Origin of the sequence: Vibrio sp. Vb2960 (assembly GCF_033337665.1) — a bacterium.
Taxonomy (GTDB): Bacteria; Pseudomonadota; Gammaproteobacteria; order Enterobacterales; family Vibrionaceae; genus Vibrio; species Vibrio alginolyticus.
On sequence record NZ_JAWORD010000025.1, the window covers coordinates 61,490 to 76,753 of the forward strand.

Below are 15,264 nucleotides of genomic sequence, written 5' to 3' on the forward strand. Positions count from 1 at the left end.
AGAAAGGATAGAAAATGATTCGAATTGGTCATGGTTTCGATGTACATAAATTCGGTGGTGAAGGCCCAGTCATTATTGGTGGTGTAGCAATCCCTTATGAGCAAGGTTTGATTGCACACTCAGATGGCGATGTAGCGTTGCATGCGTTAACGGATGCTCTGCTGGGCGCGATTGCTGCCGGCGATATTGGTCGTCATTTCCCAGATACGGATGATAAATGGAAAGGCGCAAACAGTCGTGAATTACTGAAAGACGTTTACCGTCGAGTTAAAGAGCAAGGCTACCGTCTTGGCAATGCTGATGTAACCATCATGGCACAAGCGCCTAAAATGGCACCACACATTGACGCAATGTGTGCGGCGATAGCCGAAGACCTAGAAACCGACATTAGTAACATTAACGTAAAAGCGACGACGACAGAACGTCTCGGTTTTACTGGACGCAAAGAAGGCATTGCAACGGAAGCCGTTGTACTTCTGTTTAAGCAATAACTAGCAATTTGCTCCCCTAAGCTGTGATATCAGCGGAAACACATCATGTCAGACATTTTATCTTCATTGGCTTACCTAACGGGTAAGCCAGTTGCATCGGCAAAAATTAAAGCGCAGCCAGAGCATTTTCAGGTTCGCGAAGATTTAGGTTTTGCCTTTACGGGCGAAGGCGAGCACCTAATGGTTCGTATCCGTAAAACGGGCGAGAACACCAGCTTCGTTGCTAACGAGTTAGCGAAAGCCTGTGGTGTTAAGTCGAAAGACGTTAGCTGGGCGGGTCTTAAAGACCGTCATGCGGTGACGGAACAGTGGTTAAGTGTCCATTTACCGAAAGGTGAAACGCCAGATTTTTCAGCGTTTTTGGCTCAATACCCAAGTATCGAAATCCTTGCAACAGATCGTCACAATAAAAAACTGCGTCCTGGTGACCTAGTAGGGAACGAGTTCGTGGTTACTTTGTCTGAAGTGACAGATATAGCGGATGTAGAGCAACGTCTTGAAAAAGTGAAACAAGTTGGCGTGCCAAACTACTTTGGTAGTCAGCGTTTTGGTAACGATGGCAACAACCTTGAAGAAGCACGTCGATGGGGACGCGAAAACGTTCGTACCCGCAATCAAAACAAGCGCAGTATGTATTTATCAGCGGCTCGTTCGTGGATTTTCAACCGTATCGTTTCAGCTCGTCTAGAGAATGGTGTGTTTGATAAGTTCATTGATGGTGACATTGCGCAGACGAATTCTGGCACTCAGTTGATTGATGCAAACAACATTGCTGCTCTGCAAGTGCAATTTGCGCAAGGTGAAGCGGCAATTACCGCTGCGCTTGCTGGCGATAATGCACTGCCTACTCAAACTGAGGCTCTGGCATTAGAGCAACCGTTTTTAGACGAAGAGCCTGACCTCATGGCGCTGATTCGTGGTAATCGCATGCGCCACGACCGTCGCGATATTGCGCTAAAGCCAAAAGATTTAGCTTGGACGGTTGAAGGTAACAACATTACGCTGACTTTCTCACTGGATGCAGGATCTTTTGCGACCTCTATTGTTCGTGAGTTAGTTAATGAGGTTGAAGTAGAAAGAGAATACTAATGGAACAGGATTCACGAAACCCGAAGCCCTTAAGAGTCTTAATCAGCAATGATGATGGTGTTCATGCTCAAGGGATTCATGCCCTCGCTGATGAGTTGAGAGATATCGCTGAAGTGACCATTGTCGCACCTGATCGAAATCGTTCAGGTGCTTCGAATTCACTCACATTAGAACAACCATTACGCGTGACTGAAATTGCCCCAAATATCTACTCAGTGCAAGGCACGCCCACGGATTGTGTGCATTTCGCGCTGAATGAGCTAATGAAAGATGATTTGCCTGATCTTGTTCTGTCAGGAATCAACCATGGCGCTAATTTGGGTGATGATGTTCTTTATTCTGGAACAGTAGCAGCAGCCATGGAAGGTCATTTCCTTGGCGTTCAGTCGGTGGCTTTTTCTCTAGTGGGTAAGCGACATTTCGAATCCGCCGCTAAAATTGCACGTCAAATTGTACAACAGCATTTAGCGTCGCCGATTCCAACGAATCGTCTACTGAACGTAAACGTGCCTGACTTACCATCAGAGAATTTAGGTGAAATTGAAGTTACTCGTTTAGGTGCACGTCATCACGCAGAGAATATGATCAAGCAGAAAGATCCGAGAGGCCATGACATTTATTGGTTAGGCCCACCAGGAAAGGAGCAAGATGCAGGAGAGGGCACGGACTTTTATGCAATTGAGCATGGCCGAGTTTCAATGACGCCTCTGCAAGTTGATCTCACCGCTCACGAGTCGCTGCGTGCTATGGATAGTTGGTTAAAGGAAGAGAAGTAATGAGTAACCCACATGCTGACAGGTTGATAGCGTTTCTTATCTCCAGTGGCATCAAAGACCAAAGAGTTCTGGATGCTATCCAACGCTTGCCACGAGAAAGCTTTGTTTCTCAAGCGATGATGCACCAAGCCTATGATAACAATGCGTTACCAATTGGTCAGGGACAAACTATTTCTCAGCCTTATATCGTTGCTCGTATGACCGAGTTGCTTGAGCTAGAGCCGGCGAGTCGTGTTCTGGAAATCGGAACGGGATCGGGTTATCAAACCGCGGTACTGGCGCAAATTGTTGATCATGTATACTCCGTTGAGCGAATTAAATCGTTGCAATGGGAAGCAAAGCGTCGCCTGAAGCAATTGGATATCTACAATGTTTCAACTAAGCATGCTGATGGGTGGCAGGGCTGGGAAGCGCGAGGTCCTTTCGATGCTATTATTGTTACCGCTGCCGCTGAAGTGATTCCCCAAGCTCTTCTCTCACAATTAAGAGATGGCGGAAAAATGGTCATTCCTGTTGGAGATACGGAACAACAGTTATTAAAAATAGAGCGTAAGGGAGACGAATATCTCTCTACCGTTGTAGAAATGGTTCGGTTCGTACCTCTGGTTGCGGGTGATTTAGCTTAAGGGTTAGGGATAGGTGAATAAGTTACTACGTCATATTGGTATTAGCTTTGTGTTTGCTGCAGGACTAGTTGGTTGTGCAGCGCATTCCCCTGCACCTGTCTCTAGCCTAAAAAAAGACTATTCAAGCCTTGAAAGAGGGAGTTACAGAGGGAGTTATTATGAGGTAAAAAAAGGCGATACGCTTTACTTCATAGCTTATGTCACAGATAAAGATGTAAATGATCTTGTTCGTTACAATGAGTTAACTCAGCCTTACACTATCTACCCAGGACAGAGGCTAAAACTTTGGGCTCCGAAATATGTCGCCCCTAAATATGGTCAAAAAGTTGAACCCGTTGTGGCTCCTGTTGTTACGACCCCCCCAGCTCCAGTGACGAAAACATCAACAGCCTCTAAACCTAAACCTTCGAGTAAAAACTCTAGTCAAAAACCTACAGAGACTAAGCCTAAAGTCGTACAAAAACAGCCTCCAAAGAAGGTTGAACAATCGAAAACAAAGGAGTATGTTGGTTCAAAAGATAACCAAAAAGTGAAGCAAAAAGCGCCAACTACCACAGTAAAGAGTGATAAAGTCTCAAAGTGGTTGTGGCCAACAAAAGGGAGAGTAATCAAGAACTTTTCGGCGGGAGAACAGGGAAATAAAGGTATCGACATCGCAGGACAGCGTGGTCAACCTATCGTTTCAACCGCAGCCGGCACAGTCGTTTATTCAGGCAATGCGCTACGAGGTTATGGCAACTTAATTATAGTAAAGCATAACGACAATTATTTAAGCGCATACGCACATAATGACAAGCTGTTGGTCACAGAAGGACAAAGCGTAAAAAGCGGACAAAAAATCGCCACCATGGGTAGTTCAGGTGCAAAGTCGGTCAAACTACACTTTGAAATTCGCTATCAAGGTAAATCAGTGAATCCAAAACGCTATTTGCCTTAAAACTTTGAAAAACAACTTGCGACATCATTTAGCGACATATTGAGTTGTCATGTCTTGCTAACTCGCCAGGGGGAGGCGTTATGAGTATCAGCAACACAGTAACCAAAGTTGAAGAGTTTGCATTTGATAATGCGTCAGTGAAGACCATTGATAACGAACTCGAAAGATCATCATCCACAGAAAGCAAAGCGACTGCGCGTGAAGAATTTGACGCGAGCAGTAAAAGCTTAGATGCAACTCAGTTGTATTTGGGCGAAATTGGCTTCTCACCTTTACTTACTGCCGAAGAAGAAGTGCTTTACGCAAGACGCGCCCTACGTGGCGACGAAGCGGCACGCAAACGTATGATCGAAAGTAACCTACGTTTGGTTGTTAAGATTTCTCGTCGATACAGTAACCGTGGTCTAGCACTACTCGATCTGATTGAAGAAGGTAACCTCGGCTTGATCCGAGCGGTCGAAAAATTCGACCCAGAACGTGGTTTCCGTTTCTCTACTTACGCAACATGGTGGATCCGACAAACGATAGAGCGAGCGTTGATGAACCAAACTCGCACGATCCGTCTACCTATCCACGTAGTGAAAGAGCTGAACATTTATCTGCGTACTGCGCGTGAACTTTCTCAAAAGCTCGATCACGAACCGACCGCAGAAGAAATTGCTGCTCAATTAGATATTCCAGTCGAAGACGTAAGCAAAATGTTACGCCTTAATGAGCGTATTAGCTCTGTCGACACGCCAATCGGTGGTGACGGTGAGAAAGCGCTGCTGGATATTATTCCTGATGCAAACAACTCTGATCCAGAAGTTTCGACTCAAGATGACGACATCAAATCATCGTTGATTCATTGGTTAGAAGAGTTGAATCCGAAACAGAAAGAAGTGCTTGCACGACGCTTCGGCCTACTAGGCTACGAGCCTTCGACGCTGGAAGAAGTTGGTCGAGAGATTGGTCTGACACGTGAGCGAGTACGTCAAATACAAGTGGAAGGTTTACGTCGTCTTCGTGAAGTCCTAATCAAACAAGGTTTGAATATGGAAAACTTGTTTAACGTAGAAGACGATTAAATAATCCGTATTTCACTAGATACACAAAAGGCTATGGTTCCCCATAGCCTTTTTTCTTTTTTGCTCGTTGGTGTGAGTCTGTTTACAGCATCTTCTTCAAGCGATACAGCTCTTCAAGAGCTTGGCGTGGCGTTAAGTCGTCAGGATCAATACCTGACAGAGCTTGTTCGACCTCGCTAGGCTCTGGAATCAGGCTCAACTGGTTAGCCACATCTACTGCACTTGGACGTGGTGTGTCACTGTTTTGCCCCAGTTGCTCTAGCTGAGATAGCTTGTTACGCGCATTTTTGATGACCGTTTTTGGTACGCCTGCTAAGCCCGCAACAGCCAGACCGTAAGACTTACTTGCCGCACCTTCTTGAACTGCGTGCATAAAGGCAATGCTGTCTCCATGTTCTACGGCATCCAAGTGAACGTTCGCTAAGTTTGGCAGCTGGCTTGGTAATTCTGTTAATTCGAAGTAGTGGGTTGCAAATAGGGTCATCGCACCAATTTGTGTTGCGAGCCATTCCGCACTTGCCCAAGCTAAAGACAGACCGTCGTAAGTACTAGTACCGCGTCCGATTTCATCCATTAGCACCAAACTATTCTTAGTTGCGTTGTGAAGAATATTGGCTGTTTCGGTCATTTCTACCATGAAGGTCGAGCGGCCAGATGCAAGATCATCTGACGCACCAATACGAGTAAATATACGATCTAAAGAACCAATCTGTGCGGATTCTGCCGGTACATAAGAGCCGATATGTGCCATCAATGCAATCAGCGCAGTTTGACGCATGTAGGTTGATTTACCACCCATGTTTGGACCGGTGATGATCAACATCTTACGGGCTGGGTTAAGCTCAATTGGGTTTGCGATGAACGGCTCTGTTGTTACTTGTTCTACGACTGGATGACGACCAGCTTGAATGTGAATTCCTGCGTCTTTCACAAGCGTTGGGCGGCAGTAATCTAACGAATCTGCACGCTCTGCTAGGTTTTGTAATACATCCAGTTGAGACAGGGCAGAAGCTAGGTTTTGCAGCTTCTCAAGGTTTGGCATCAATAGATCAAACAGTTCTTCCCACAACTGTTTCTCAAGTGCTAACGCTTTAGATTTCGAGTTAAGTACTTTGTCTTCGTGTTCCTTAAGCTCTGGGATGATGTAGCGTTCAGCGTTTTTGAGTGTTTGGCGACGTACATAATGCGGTGGAACCAAATGGCTCTGGCCACGGCTTACTTGGATAAAGAAGCCATGAACGTTGTTATAGCCTACTTTAAGCGTATCGATACCGTGTCGTTCACGCTCATCTCGCTCAAGCTGCTCAAGATATTCTGTTGCACCGTCTGCCAATTTTCGCCATTCATCGAGCTCCGCATTGTAGCCTTCAGCGATGACGCCACCATCACGAATAACAACCGGCGGATTTTCTTTAATCGCGCGTTCTAACAGGTCACATACTTCGTCAATCGGAGCTGCATACTTCGCCAATTTCGTTAGGTACGGATGGGTCAAAGAAGCGGTGACAGATTCTAGCTCTGGTAGCTGTTGCATGGCATTGCGAAGTCTAGCCATATCGCGAGGGCGAGCAGAGCGTAATGCAAGGCGCGCTAAGATACGTTCAATATCACCAATTTGCTTTAACGTTGGTTGAAGATCGGCAAACAGAGCTTGTTCTTTAATCTCACCAATCGCATCAAGGCGATTGTTTAACGTTTCAATGCAACGCATAGGCTGATGCAACCAACGCTTCAGCATTCGGCTGCCCATCGGAGTTGCACAATGGTCGAGTACTGCAGCGAGCGTGTTATCGGTTCCGCCTGCTAGATTTTGAGTAATTTCCAGATTACGTCGGGTAGCAGCATCAAGGATGACGGATTGATCCTGATGATCAAACGTTAAAGAGCGAATATGAGGTAAAGCCGTACGTTGAGTATCTTTTACGTACTGGATCAAACAACCAGCAGCACATAACCCTAAGGACGCATGTTCTACACCAAAACCAACCAGATCTTTTGTGCCAAATTGTTGATTGAGTTGTTGCTTAGCCGTATCAAGCTCAAACTCCCAGACTGGGCGACGACGGTTGCCATTGCGGCTCGCCATTAAATGTACAGGTTCAAAATCTTCTGGGAACAGTAGCTCACGTGGTGAGGTACGTTGAAGCTCAGCTGTCATCGCTTCTTCAGTTTCTGGTTCTGTCAGTTGGAAGCGACCAGAGGTGACATCCAGCGTCGCATAACCGAACTTATCGTTGTGATGGTAAATTGCTGCGATTAAGTTATCGACACGCTCAGAAAGCAGCGCTTCATCCGTCACAGTACCTGGTGTCACGATACGCACAACTTTACGTTCTACCGGGCCCTTGCTGGTGGCCGGATCGCCAATCTGTTCACAGATCGCCACAGACTCACCAAGCTGAACAAGTTTTGCCAGGTAGCCCTCTACGGCGTGAAATGGCACACCCGCCATTGGGATAGGTTCACCTGCAGACGCACCACGTTTGGTCAATGAAATATCAAGAAGCTGGGAAGCTCGCTTGGCATCATCGTAAAAGAGTTCGTAGAAATCGCCCATGCGGTAGAACAGCAAAATCTCTGGGTTCTCAGCTTTTAGCTTGAGGTATTGCTGCATCATCGGAGTGTGTTTTTGTTCAGCTTTCACAGGTAAGTTCTTTTGTTTATTTCCGTAGCGGCTTAGGATACGTGAATCCCTATCAAGTAAAAAGAGACAAAGGGCATTTTGGCTATGGAAAAAACAACAAAATTGAGTGCCGATTTAGGCGCATTATTGGCTAAACACGGGCATGTTTTAACAACCGCAGAATCATGCACAGGTGGTGGTGTTGCAACCGCCATTACTGACATTGCTGGTAGTTCAGCTTGGCTTGACCGTGCGTTCGTCACCTACAGTAATGAAGCGAAAATGGAGATGCTTGGTGTGCAAGCTTCAACGTTAGAAGCGCATGGTGCAGTGAGTGAGCCAGTTGTGATTGAAATGGTGCAGGGTGCAATTAAAAACTCCAATGCCACCATCGGTGTGTCCATCAGTGGTATTGCAGGGCCGGGTGGTGGCAGTGAAGAGAAACCAGTCGGTATGGTCTGCTTTGCTTTTGCTGATAACCAAAGTTGGCAGCAAGTCGAAACCATGCATTTCTCTGGTGACCGTGCAGAAGTTCGCAAAAAAGCGGTCGAGCATGCGCTGACTCAATTGTATCAACATCTACTCTAGAATTTCTTAAATTGTTTTAGCCCAGCATTGATAAGGGCTAGAGCAAATCACGACTTTAGGTCAGCCAAATTTTTTTCATACAGGTATGGACACTGTATGAATCAACAGTATAATAACTTTCATTGCTGAGCAGTTCTTCTGCTTAAGAAAAATGAATTACTATTCGTCGCCCAAAGAAGATGAATAAATCGGAGAAAGTAATGGACGAGAACAAACAGAAAGCGCTCGCCGCTGCGCTAGGTCAAATTGAAAAGCAATTCGGTAAAGGCTCTATCATGCGCCTTGGTGATAACCGCGCAATGGACGTAGAAACCATCTCAACTGGTTCTCTTTCTCTTGATATCGCTTTGGGTGCTGGTGGTCTACCAATGGGTCGTATCGTAGAAATCTACGGCCCAGAATCTTCAGGTAAAACAACGCTAACACTTGAGCTTATTGCTGCTGCGCAACGTGAAGGCAAAACTTGTGCGTTTATCGATGCAGAACACGCTCTAGATCCTGTATACGCGAAGAAACTTGGCGTTGATATCGATGCATTGCTAGTTTCTCAGCCAGACACAGGTGAGCAAGCGCTAGAGATCTGTGACGCACTTGCACGTTCTGGTGCTATCGATGTTATGGTTGTCGACTCTGTCGCAGCACTAACACCGAAAGCAGAAATCGAAGGCGAAATGGGCGATAGCCACATGGGTCTGCAAGCACGTATGCTTTCTCAAGCAATGCGTAAGCTAACGGGTAACCTAAAGCAGTCTAACTGTATGTGTATCTTCATCAACCAAATCCGTATGAAGATTGGTGTGATGTTTGGTAACCCAGAAACAACAACAGGTGGTAACGCACTTAAGTTCTACGCTTCTGTTCGTCTAGATATCCGTCGTACTGGCGCAATCAAAGAAGGTGACGAAGTCGTAGGTAACGAAACGCGCATCAAAGTTGTTAAGAATAAGATTGCAGCACCATTTAAAGAAGCAAACACACAAATCATGTACGGCCAAGGCTTTAACCGCGAAGGTGAACTTGTCGATCTAGGTGTGAAGCACAAGTTAGTTGAAAAAGCCGGTGCTTGGTATAGCTACAATGGCGATAAGATTGGTCAAGGTAAAGCGAATGCGTGTAACTACCTGCGTGAGCACCCTGAAGTGGCTAAAACTATCGATACAAAACTGCGTGAAATGTTGCTAGCGCCAGCACTTGCGGAAGCGCCTGAAGCTGGTGAAGCGCCAGAGCAAGCTGAAGAGTTTTAATCTCTCATAGATTAATAAATGACAAAGCCCTGCAATGCGGGGCTTTGTTGTATCTATTGAAATCAAAAATCGAATTATCACAAAGGCCATTGAGAGCCTGTACAGCAAAAATACTTTTAGGATCATCATGTACCAAAAACGCCAGGCGCCAACATTATCGAGCAAAGAGGCAGCTATCCAATTGCTTAGCCGTCGCGATCATGGTCAGTATGAGCTTTACCAAAAATTATCGATGAAGGGCTATGAAGAATCAGACATCGACATCGCAATTAATTTTTGCCTAGACCATAATTATCTAGATGATTTACGTTACGCGAAGAGTCAAATTAGACAGCATGTATACAAAGGACATGGAGAGCGTCGAATTCGTCAAGAGTTAAACCAGAAGCGTGTTGCGGAATCGGTGATTGAGCAAGCTATGGCTGAAGAGCCGCAAGATTGGTTTGAACTGGCTAAACAGGCGGCAGAAAAGAAATTCAAAGGCGTCAAAGCCAAGGACCAAAAAGAATACGCAAAACAAGTCCGTTTTCTACAATACCGAGGCTACAGTTTCGACCAAATTAGCTATGCGCTTGCCTTTGAAGACCAAGATTAGCGTTGATCCAATTGCGCTGATTTTTGTTTTGCTTCAAATTTTTTCTCCTACTCCCTCTTTTCCTCAAGAAAACTAGTCTCAGCTGTTTGCATGATCTACAATACGGCAAAATTCTAACTCGACTATTTTCAGGAAGAGCTGCATGTACATGAGCACTGATGAGGTTCGTAACGCGTTCCTCAAGTTCTTTGAGAGCAAAGGACACCAAATCGTAGAAAGTTCATCGTTAGTTCCACATAACGACCCAACCCTGTTGTTCACAAACGCAGGTATGAACCAATTTAAAGATTGTTTCTTAGGCTTAGAAAAACGAGCCTACACTCGAGCGACTACGGCTCAGCGTTGCGTACGTGCTGGTGGTAAACATAACGACCTAGAAAATGTTGGCTTTACTGCTCGTCACCACACATTCTTTGAAATGTTAGGCAACTTCAGCTTTGGCGATTACTTCAAAGAAGATGCGATCTCCTTTGCTTGGGAATTCCTAACCGAAGTTCTTAAACTGCCAGCGGATCGTTTATTGGTAACTGTTTACGAAACCGATGACGAAGCGTTTGACATCTGGAACAAGAAAGTTGGCGTACCCGCTGATCGTATTGTTCGCATTGGTGATAAAGAAGGCGGCAAGCCGTACGAGTCTGATAACTTCTGGCAAATGGGCGACACTGGCCCTTGTGGTCCATGTACTGAAATCTTCTACGATCACGGTGAGCACATCTGGGGTGGCCGTCCTGGCACGCCTGAAGAAGATGGTGACCGTTTTATCGAGATCTGGAACAACGTATTCATGCAGTTCAACCGTCACGCAGACGGGACTATGGAACCGCTACCAAAACCATCGGTAGATACTGGTATGGGTATCGAGCGTATCTCTGCAATCATGCAGGGCGTTCACTCAAACTACGAAATCGATGTATTCCAAGCTCTTATCAAAGCAGCAGCAGAAGTGATCGGTTACGAAGACCTATCAAACCAATCACTACGCGTTATCGCTGACCACATCCGTTCATGTTCATTCCTGATCGTGGATGGCGTTATGCCTTCAAACGAAGGTCGTGGTTACGTATTACGCCGTATCATCCGTCGCGCAGTTCGTCACGGTAACAAGCTGGGCGCACAAGGTGCATTCTTCCACAAGTTGGTTGGCGTACTGGCAGACATCATGGGTACGGCTGGTGAAGAGCTGAAGCGTCAACAAGCTGTGGTTGAAAAAGTACTGCGTATCGAAGAAGAAAACTTTGGTCGTACACTTGAGCGCGGTATGGCGATTCTAAACGAAGCATTAGATAACCTAGACGGTAAAGTACTGGACGGCGAAACCGTATTTAAACTTTACGACACTTACGGTTTCCCAGCTGACTTAACTAACGACGTTGCACGTGAGCGTGAGTTCGCAATTGACGAAGAAGGTTTCGAGAAAGCGATGGAAGAGCAGCGTCAACGTGCGCGTGAAGCGGGTAACTTCGGTACTGACTACAACGCAGCAATCAAAGTTGATACGCAAACAGAATTCTGTGGTTACACAGGTACTAAAGGCTCTAGTTCTGTAGCAGCGATGTTCGTTGAAGGCAACGAAGTAGATTCGCTATCTGCGGGCGACAAAGCAATCATCGTACTTGGTGAAACACCATTCTACGCAGAGTCAGGCGGTCAGTGTGGTGACGCTGGTGAAATCCGTACTGAGTCTGGTGTATTCCGCGTTGAGGACACTCAAAAACTAGGTAACGCAATCGCGCACCACGGTGTAATGGCAGAAGGCGTTCTAGCGAAAGGCGACGAAGTAGCAACTATCGTTGACGCAGAGCGTCGCGCAGCTATCTCTCTAAACCACTCAGCAACGCACTTGCTACACGCAGCACTACGCCAGGTTTTAGGTGAGCACGTAACGCAGAAAGGCTCATTGGTGAAGGCAGACAACCTACGTTTCGACTTCTCGCATCTAGAAGCCGTAACCGCAGCAGAGTTGAAAGAAGTTGAGCGCCTAGTTAACGCGCAAATTCGTCGCAACCACACGATTGAAACCAACGTGATGGACATTGAGTCTGCTAAGAAGAAAGGCGCAATGGCTCTATTCGGCGAGAAGTACGACGACGAAGTACGCGTACTATCTATGGGCGACTTCTCGACAGAGCTTTGCGGTGGTATTCACGCATCAAGCACAGGTGATATTGGCCTATTCAAAATCACTTCAGAAAGCGGCATTGCTGCAGGTATTCGACGTATTGAGGCGGTAACAGGCGAGGCTGCATTAGACGCGATTGAAGCTCAAAACGCGAAGTACGAAGAGAAACTGGCAGAATCTGCACAGAAAGCAAAAGCGCTAGAGAAAGAAGTGCAGAAGCTAAAAGATAAGATGGCGGCAGCAGAAAGCGCTAACATCATGGGCAAAGCGGTTGAAGTCAATGGTACAAAAGTTCTAGTCGCAGCTCTTGAAGGCGCTGACAGCAAGAACCTACGTACTATGGTTGATGACATCAAGAACCAAATGGGGTCTGGTGTCGTACTGCTTGCCAACGTAACAGGTGACAAGGTTGGCCTGATTGCTGGTGTGACTAAAGATCTAACTGGTAAAGTAAAAGCTGGTGATCTAGTTAAGATGATTGCTGAGCAAGTCGGTGGTAAGGGCGGTGGTCGTTCTGACATGGCTCAAGCTGGTGGTACTGATGTAGCCGCACTACCAGAGGCAATTAAAACAGTTCAGCCTTGGTTAGAAGAGCGCTTATAAGCTTTTAACTACTAAAATTACGCTCAATCAAGTTTCTTTGATTGAGCGTAATTTTTTTTAGCAGCCAAGTGGTTTAATTGACCAAAAGTTAACCGAGTCATTTAGGCTATTTGGTTTTTGTTGTAACTACTGCTTATATAATTTTTCTAAAAGGAAATACTGAAGATGTAAGCAGTTCTAAAGAGACTTCGGTCTTGGGAAGGTGAAGACTGGTGAAAAAGCCCCTTATCGTGCAAAAGTTTGGCGGAACCTCAGTGGGTTCAATTGAAAGAATCCACCAAGTTGCTGAACACATCATTAAGGCGAAAAATGATGGCAATCAAGTTGTTGTTGTCGTGTCTGCAATGTCAGGCGAAACAAACAGACTGATGGACCTCGCTAAACAGATAGATAGCGTGCCTACAGCTCGAGAACTTGATGTTTTGCTCTCTGCTGGTGAGCAAGTGTCAATGGCACTGTTAGCAATGACACTCAATAAATTGGGTCATGCTGCACGCTCGCTTACCGGAGCACAGGCGAATATTGTGACGGATAATCAACACAATGACGCAACGATTAAACACATTGATACTAAGACAATTCTGGGATTGCTTGAGCAAGACCAAATCGTGATTGTTGCAGGTTTTCAAGGTGTGAATGAGAACGGGGATATCACCACATTAGGTCGAGGTGGCTCAGATACGAGCGCAGTGGCACTGGCAGGCGCATTGTGCGCTGATGAGTGTCAAATCTTTACCGACGTTGATGGTATTTATACTTGTGACCCACGTGTAGTGAAAAACGCGCGAAAATTGGCGGTTATCGATTTTCCTTCCATGGAAGCGATGGCAAGCCGAGGCGCGAAAGTATTACATTTACCTTCAGTGCAATTTGCATGGAAGAATAATGTGCCACTGCGCGTGCTTTCGACATTTGATGTTAATGAAGGCAGTCTGGTAAAGGGGGAGTTAGGCAATCAAGCCGTCTCTGGTATAGCCATTCAACGTGACCTTGCCATAATCGAAGTCGATAAAGAACATTTATCTAGTGCTACAAAACAATGTCAGATGTTGGGTATCGACATTTGGAATGTGATCGAGGAAACAGAACGGGCAGGTATCATGATAAAACAAGATGCATGTGCCAAGTTCGATCTGGTGTTCAGCGACAAAATCCGTAATAGTGAAGTGGTAAGCCTGTTGACCGCAGTGGGGCTTGAGGCCAATGGAATGGTAGAGCACGCATGCGATTTGTTGGCAAAGCGAGATATTGAGATCAATTTCAGCGCAACGAATGCACTCACTATGATGCTAGTTTTAGCACCCGAATGTGTGGATACAGCAGCAAACATTCTGCATGATGCTTACATTACGTCTAGTGAAGCATTAAACATTCAACAAAAACATGCCTTTTTAGGCTGATTTTCGCTAACAAGGTAGTTTACGAAAATATAACTTTTGTTGGATAATAGCTTTGTAGCAAGAAAATTTAGAGATTACTCAAGGAGCAAAGAATGCTAATTTTGACTCGCCGCGTAGGCGAAACACTGATGATTGGTGATGAAGTGACTGTAACTGTACTAGGTGTTAAAGGTAACCAAGTGCGTATCGGCGTTAACGCTCCGAAAGAGGTTTCAGTTCACCGTGAAGAAATCTACATGCGCATTCAAGCTGAAAAAGGCAATGGCAACGTTGCTTCAGGTAACTACTAAGTCGCTCCTGTTTACAGAGCTTAGTTTGAATGAAAAAGGCTAACCGAAGGGTTGGCCTTTTTAGTTTTTACTGTTTTTGAAAATTTGCAGAAACTATTGTGTTGAGTATGGCTGTGAATTCATCAATAATATTGATTCGAACTTCAGAAAGTTATTTGAAAATAAATGTCTTTTTTTCAGAGAAGACTCTCTTTTTTTCATCATAATAGAGTGATAAAGTTCGTTTAATAGTCACTTTGATTAAATCAGCAACGGTTAAGCCAGTTTCGTAGATTTTTTCAAAGAAAGTGTTTGACATATTTTCGGTAAAACGTAATATGTGCCTCCGCAAGACGGTGAGGTGGCCGAGAGGCTGAAGGCGCTCCCCTGCTAAGGGAGTATACGGTTTATCCCGTATCGAGGGTTCGAATCCCTCCTTCACCGCCATTCTTGCAACGTTGATTTATCAACAAAAAGTGCGTCCTTAGCTCAGCTGGATAGAGTACCTGGCTACGAACCAGGCGGTCGGAGGTTCGAATCCTCCAGGACGCGCCATATCTCTTTTGAGATATAACAATGAAAACGGTGAGGTGGCCGAGAGGCTGAAGGCGCTCCCCTGCTAAGGGAGTATACGGTTTATCCCGTATCGAGGGTTCGAATCCCTCCTTCACCGCCATTCATTGACTGGCCCGATGGCCTTTTTTTTGTTTCGTAAGAAATGAATGTGATTTACTTCACAACTTCTTAGCAAGAAGATCTGCGCGTCCTTAGCTCAGCTGGATAGAGTACCTGGCTACGAACCAGGCGGTCGGAGGTTCGAATCCTCCAGGACGC

13 protein-coding genes and 4 tRNA genes are annotated in these 15,264 nt (G+C 45.7%); 16 read left to right on the plus strand and 1 reads right to left on the minus strand.

Annotated elements, in window-relative coordinates; all coding sequences use genetic code 11:
• Positions 1 to 14: 14 nt before the first annotated feature.
• The 6 genes from ispF (at position 15) to rpoS (ending at position 4,986) form a co-directional block, all read left to right on the plus strand.
• The gene (gene ispF, locus R7O03_RS19275) at positions 15 to 491 is read left to right on the plus strand and encodes a 2-C-methyl-D-erythritol 2,4-cyclodiphosphate synthase (RefSeq protein ID WP_005380896.1); all 477 of its coding nucleotides are present in this window, start codon (positions 15 to 17) and stop codon (positions 489 to 491) included.
• A 45-nt stretch (positions 492 to 536) separates the two neighbouring features.
• On the plus strand, positions 537 to 1,580 hold the full coding sequence (gene truD / locus R7O03_RS19280; protein WP_170890516.1) for a tRNA pseudouridine(13) synthase TruD: 1,044 nt from the start codon (positions 537 to 539) through the stop codon (positions 1,578 to 1,580).
• Complete coding sequence (gene surE / locus R7O03_RS19285; protein WP_005380894.1) at positions 1,580 to 2,356, plus strand: 5'/3'-nucleotidase SurE; 777 nt, start codon at positions 1,580 to 1,582, stop codon at positions 2,354 to 2,356. The genes truD and surE overlap by 1 nt, the downstream gene beginning before the upstream one ends.
• A complete protein-coding gene (locus R7O03_RS19290; protein WP_005380892.1) occupies positions 2,356 to 2,982 on the plus strand; it encodes a protein-L-isoaspartate(D-aspartate) O-methyltransferase in 627 nt (208 codons plus the stop codon). The genes surE and R7O03_RS19290 overlap by 1 nt, the downstream gene beginning before the upstream one ends.
• Before the next feature lie 13 nt (positions 2,983 to 2,995).
• On the plus strand, positions 2,996 to 3,919 hold the full coding sequence (locus tag R7O03_RS19295) for a peptidoglycan DD-metalloendopeptidase family protein (RefSeq protein WP_213963129.1): 924 nt from the start codon (positions 2,996 to 2,998) through the stop codon (positions 3,917 to 3,919).
• An 80-nt stretch (positions 3,920 to 3,999) separates the two neighbouring features.
• Positions 4,000 to 4,986 (plus strand): RNA polymerase sigma factor RpoS, encoded by a 987-nt coding sequence (rpoS, locus tag R7O03_RS19300; protein ID WP_005380887.1) that lies wholly within the window; start codon positions 4,000 to 4,002, stop codon positions 4,984 to 4,986.
• An 82-nt stretch (positions 4,987 to 5,068) separates the two neighbouring features.
• Here rpoS and mutS read toward each other — a convergent pair whose 3' ends face one another.
• Positions 5,069 to 7,630 (minus strand): DNA mismatch repair protein MutS, encoded by a 2,562-nt coding sequence (gene mutS / locus R7O03_RS19305; RefSeq protein ID WP_005383792.1) that lies wholly within the window; start codon positions 7,628 to 7,630, stop codon positions 5,069 to 5,071.
• Between the two features lie 84 nt (positions 7,631 to 7,714).
• Between mutS and pncC the strand changes: the two genes are divergently transcribed.
• The 10 genes from pncC (at position 7,715) to R7O03_RS19355 (ending at position 15,264) form a co-directional block, all read left to right on the plus strand.
• The gene (gene pncC / locus R7O03_RS19310) at positions 7,715 to 8,197 is read left to right on the plus strand and encodes a nicotinamide-nucleotide amidase (protein WP_005383794.1); all 483 of its coding nucleotides are present in this window, start codon (positions 7,715 to 7,717) and stop codon (positions 8,195 to 8,197) included.
• 200 nt (positions 8,198 to 8,397) lie between these two features.
• Entirely contained in the window at positions 8,398 to 9,441 is a 1,044-nt protein-coding gene (gene recA / locus R7O03_RS19315; protein ID WP_005380874.1) for a recombinase RecA, read from the plus strand.
• Between the two features lie 127 nt (positions 9,442 to 9,568).
• Positions 9,569 to 10,036 carry a recombination regulator RecX gene (recX, locus tag R7O03_RS19320; protein WP_025768848.1) on the plus strand — a complete coding sequence of 156 codons (468 nt, stop codon included), beginning with the start codon at positions 9,569 to 9,571 and terminating at the stop codon, positions 10,034 to 10,036.
• 142 nt (positions 10,037 to 10,178) lie between these two features.
• Entirely contained in the window at positions 10,179 to 12,761 is a 2,583-nt protein-coding gene (gene alaS, locus R7O03_RS19325; RefSeq protein ID WP_318131948.1) for an alanine--tRNA ligase, read from the plus strand.
• 212 nt (positions 12,762 to 12,973) lie between these two features.
• Positions 12,974 to 14,161: an aspartate kinase gene (locus R7O03_RS19330; protein WP_318131949.1), complete on the plus strand. Its 1,188-nt coding sequence runs from the start codon at positions 12,974 to 12,976 to the stop codon at positions 14,159 to 14,161.
• A 92-nt stretch (positions 14,162 to 14,253) separates the two neighbouring features.
• Positions 14,254 to 14,451, plus strand: coding sequence for a carbon storage regulator CsrA (gene csrA / locus R7O03_RS19335; RefSeq protein WP_004415691.1), 198 nt, complete (start codon positions 14,254 to 14,256; stop codon positions 14,449 to 14,451).
• A 334-nt stretch (positions 14,452 to 14,785) separates the two neighbouring features.
• Positions 14,786 to 14,877: transfer RNA gene (locus R7O03_RS19340), tRNA-Ser, on the plus strand.
• A 31-nt stretch (positions 14,878 to 14,908) separates the two neighbouring features.
• Positions 14,909 to 14,985, plus strand: a tRNA-Arg gene (locus R7O03_RS19345).
• Between the two features lie 29 nt (positions 14,986 to 15,014).
• Positions 15,015 to 15,106, plus strand: a tRNA-Ser gene (locus R7O03_RS19350).
• 85 nt (positions 15,107 to 15,191) lie between these two features.
• Positions 15,192 to 15,264 (plus strand) — tRNA-Arg (locus R7O03_RS19355).

Excerpts from the sequence above, each read along its gene's own strand:
- recA (WP_005380874.1), top strand. The coding sequence starts at position 8,398 with ATGGACGAGAACAAACAGAAAGCGCTCGCCGCTGCGCTAGGTCAAATT.
- recX (WP_025768848.1), top strand. The coding sequence starts at position 9,569 with ATGTACCAAAAACGCCAGGCGCCAACATTATCGAGCAAAGAGGCAGCT.
- csrA (WP_004415691.1), top strand. The coding sequence starts at position 14,254 with ATGCTAATTTTGACTCGCCGCGTAGGCGAAACACTGATGATTGGTGAT.
- pncC (WP_005383794.1), top strand. The coding sequence starts at position 7,715 with ATGGAAAAAACAACAAAATTGAGTGCCGATTTAGGCGCATTATTGGCT.
- rpoS (WP_005380887.1), top strand. The coding sequence starts at position 4,000 with ATGAGTATCAGCAACACAGTAACCAAAGTTGAAGAGTTTGCATTTGAT.
- ispF (WP_005380896.1), top strand. The coding sequence starts at position 15 with ATGATTCGAATTGGTCATGGTTTCGATGTACATAAATTCGGTGGTGAA.
- R7O03_RS19290 (WP_005380892.1), top strand. The coding sequence starts at position 2,356 with ATGAGTAACCCACATGCTGACAGGTTGATAGCGTTTCTTATCTCCAGT.
- surE (WP_005380894.1), top strand. The coding sequence starts at position 1,580 with ATGGAACAGGATTCACGAAACCCGAAGCCCTTAAGAGTCTTAATCAGC.
- alaS (WP_318131948.1), top strand. The coding sequence starts at position 10,179 with ATGTACATGAGCACTGATGAGGTTCGTAACGCGTTCCTCAAGTTCTTT.
- truD (WP_170890516.1), top strand. The coding sequence starts at position 537 with ATGTCAGACATTTTATCTTCATTGGCTTACCTAACGGGTAAGCCAGTT.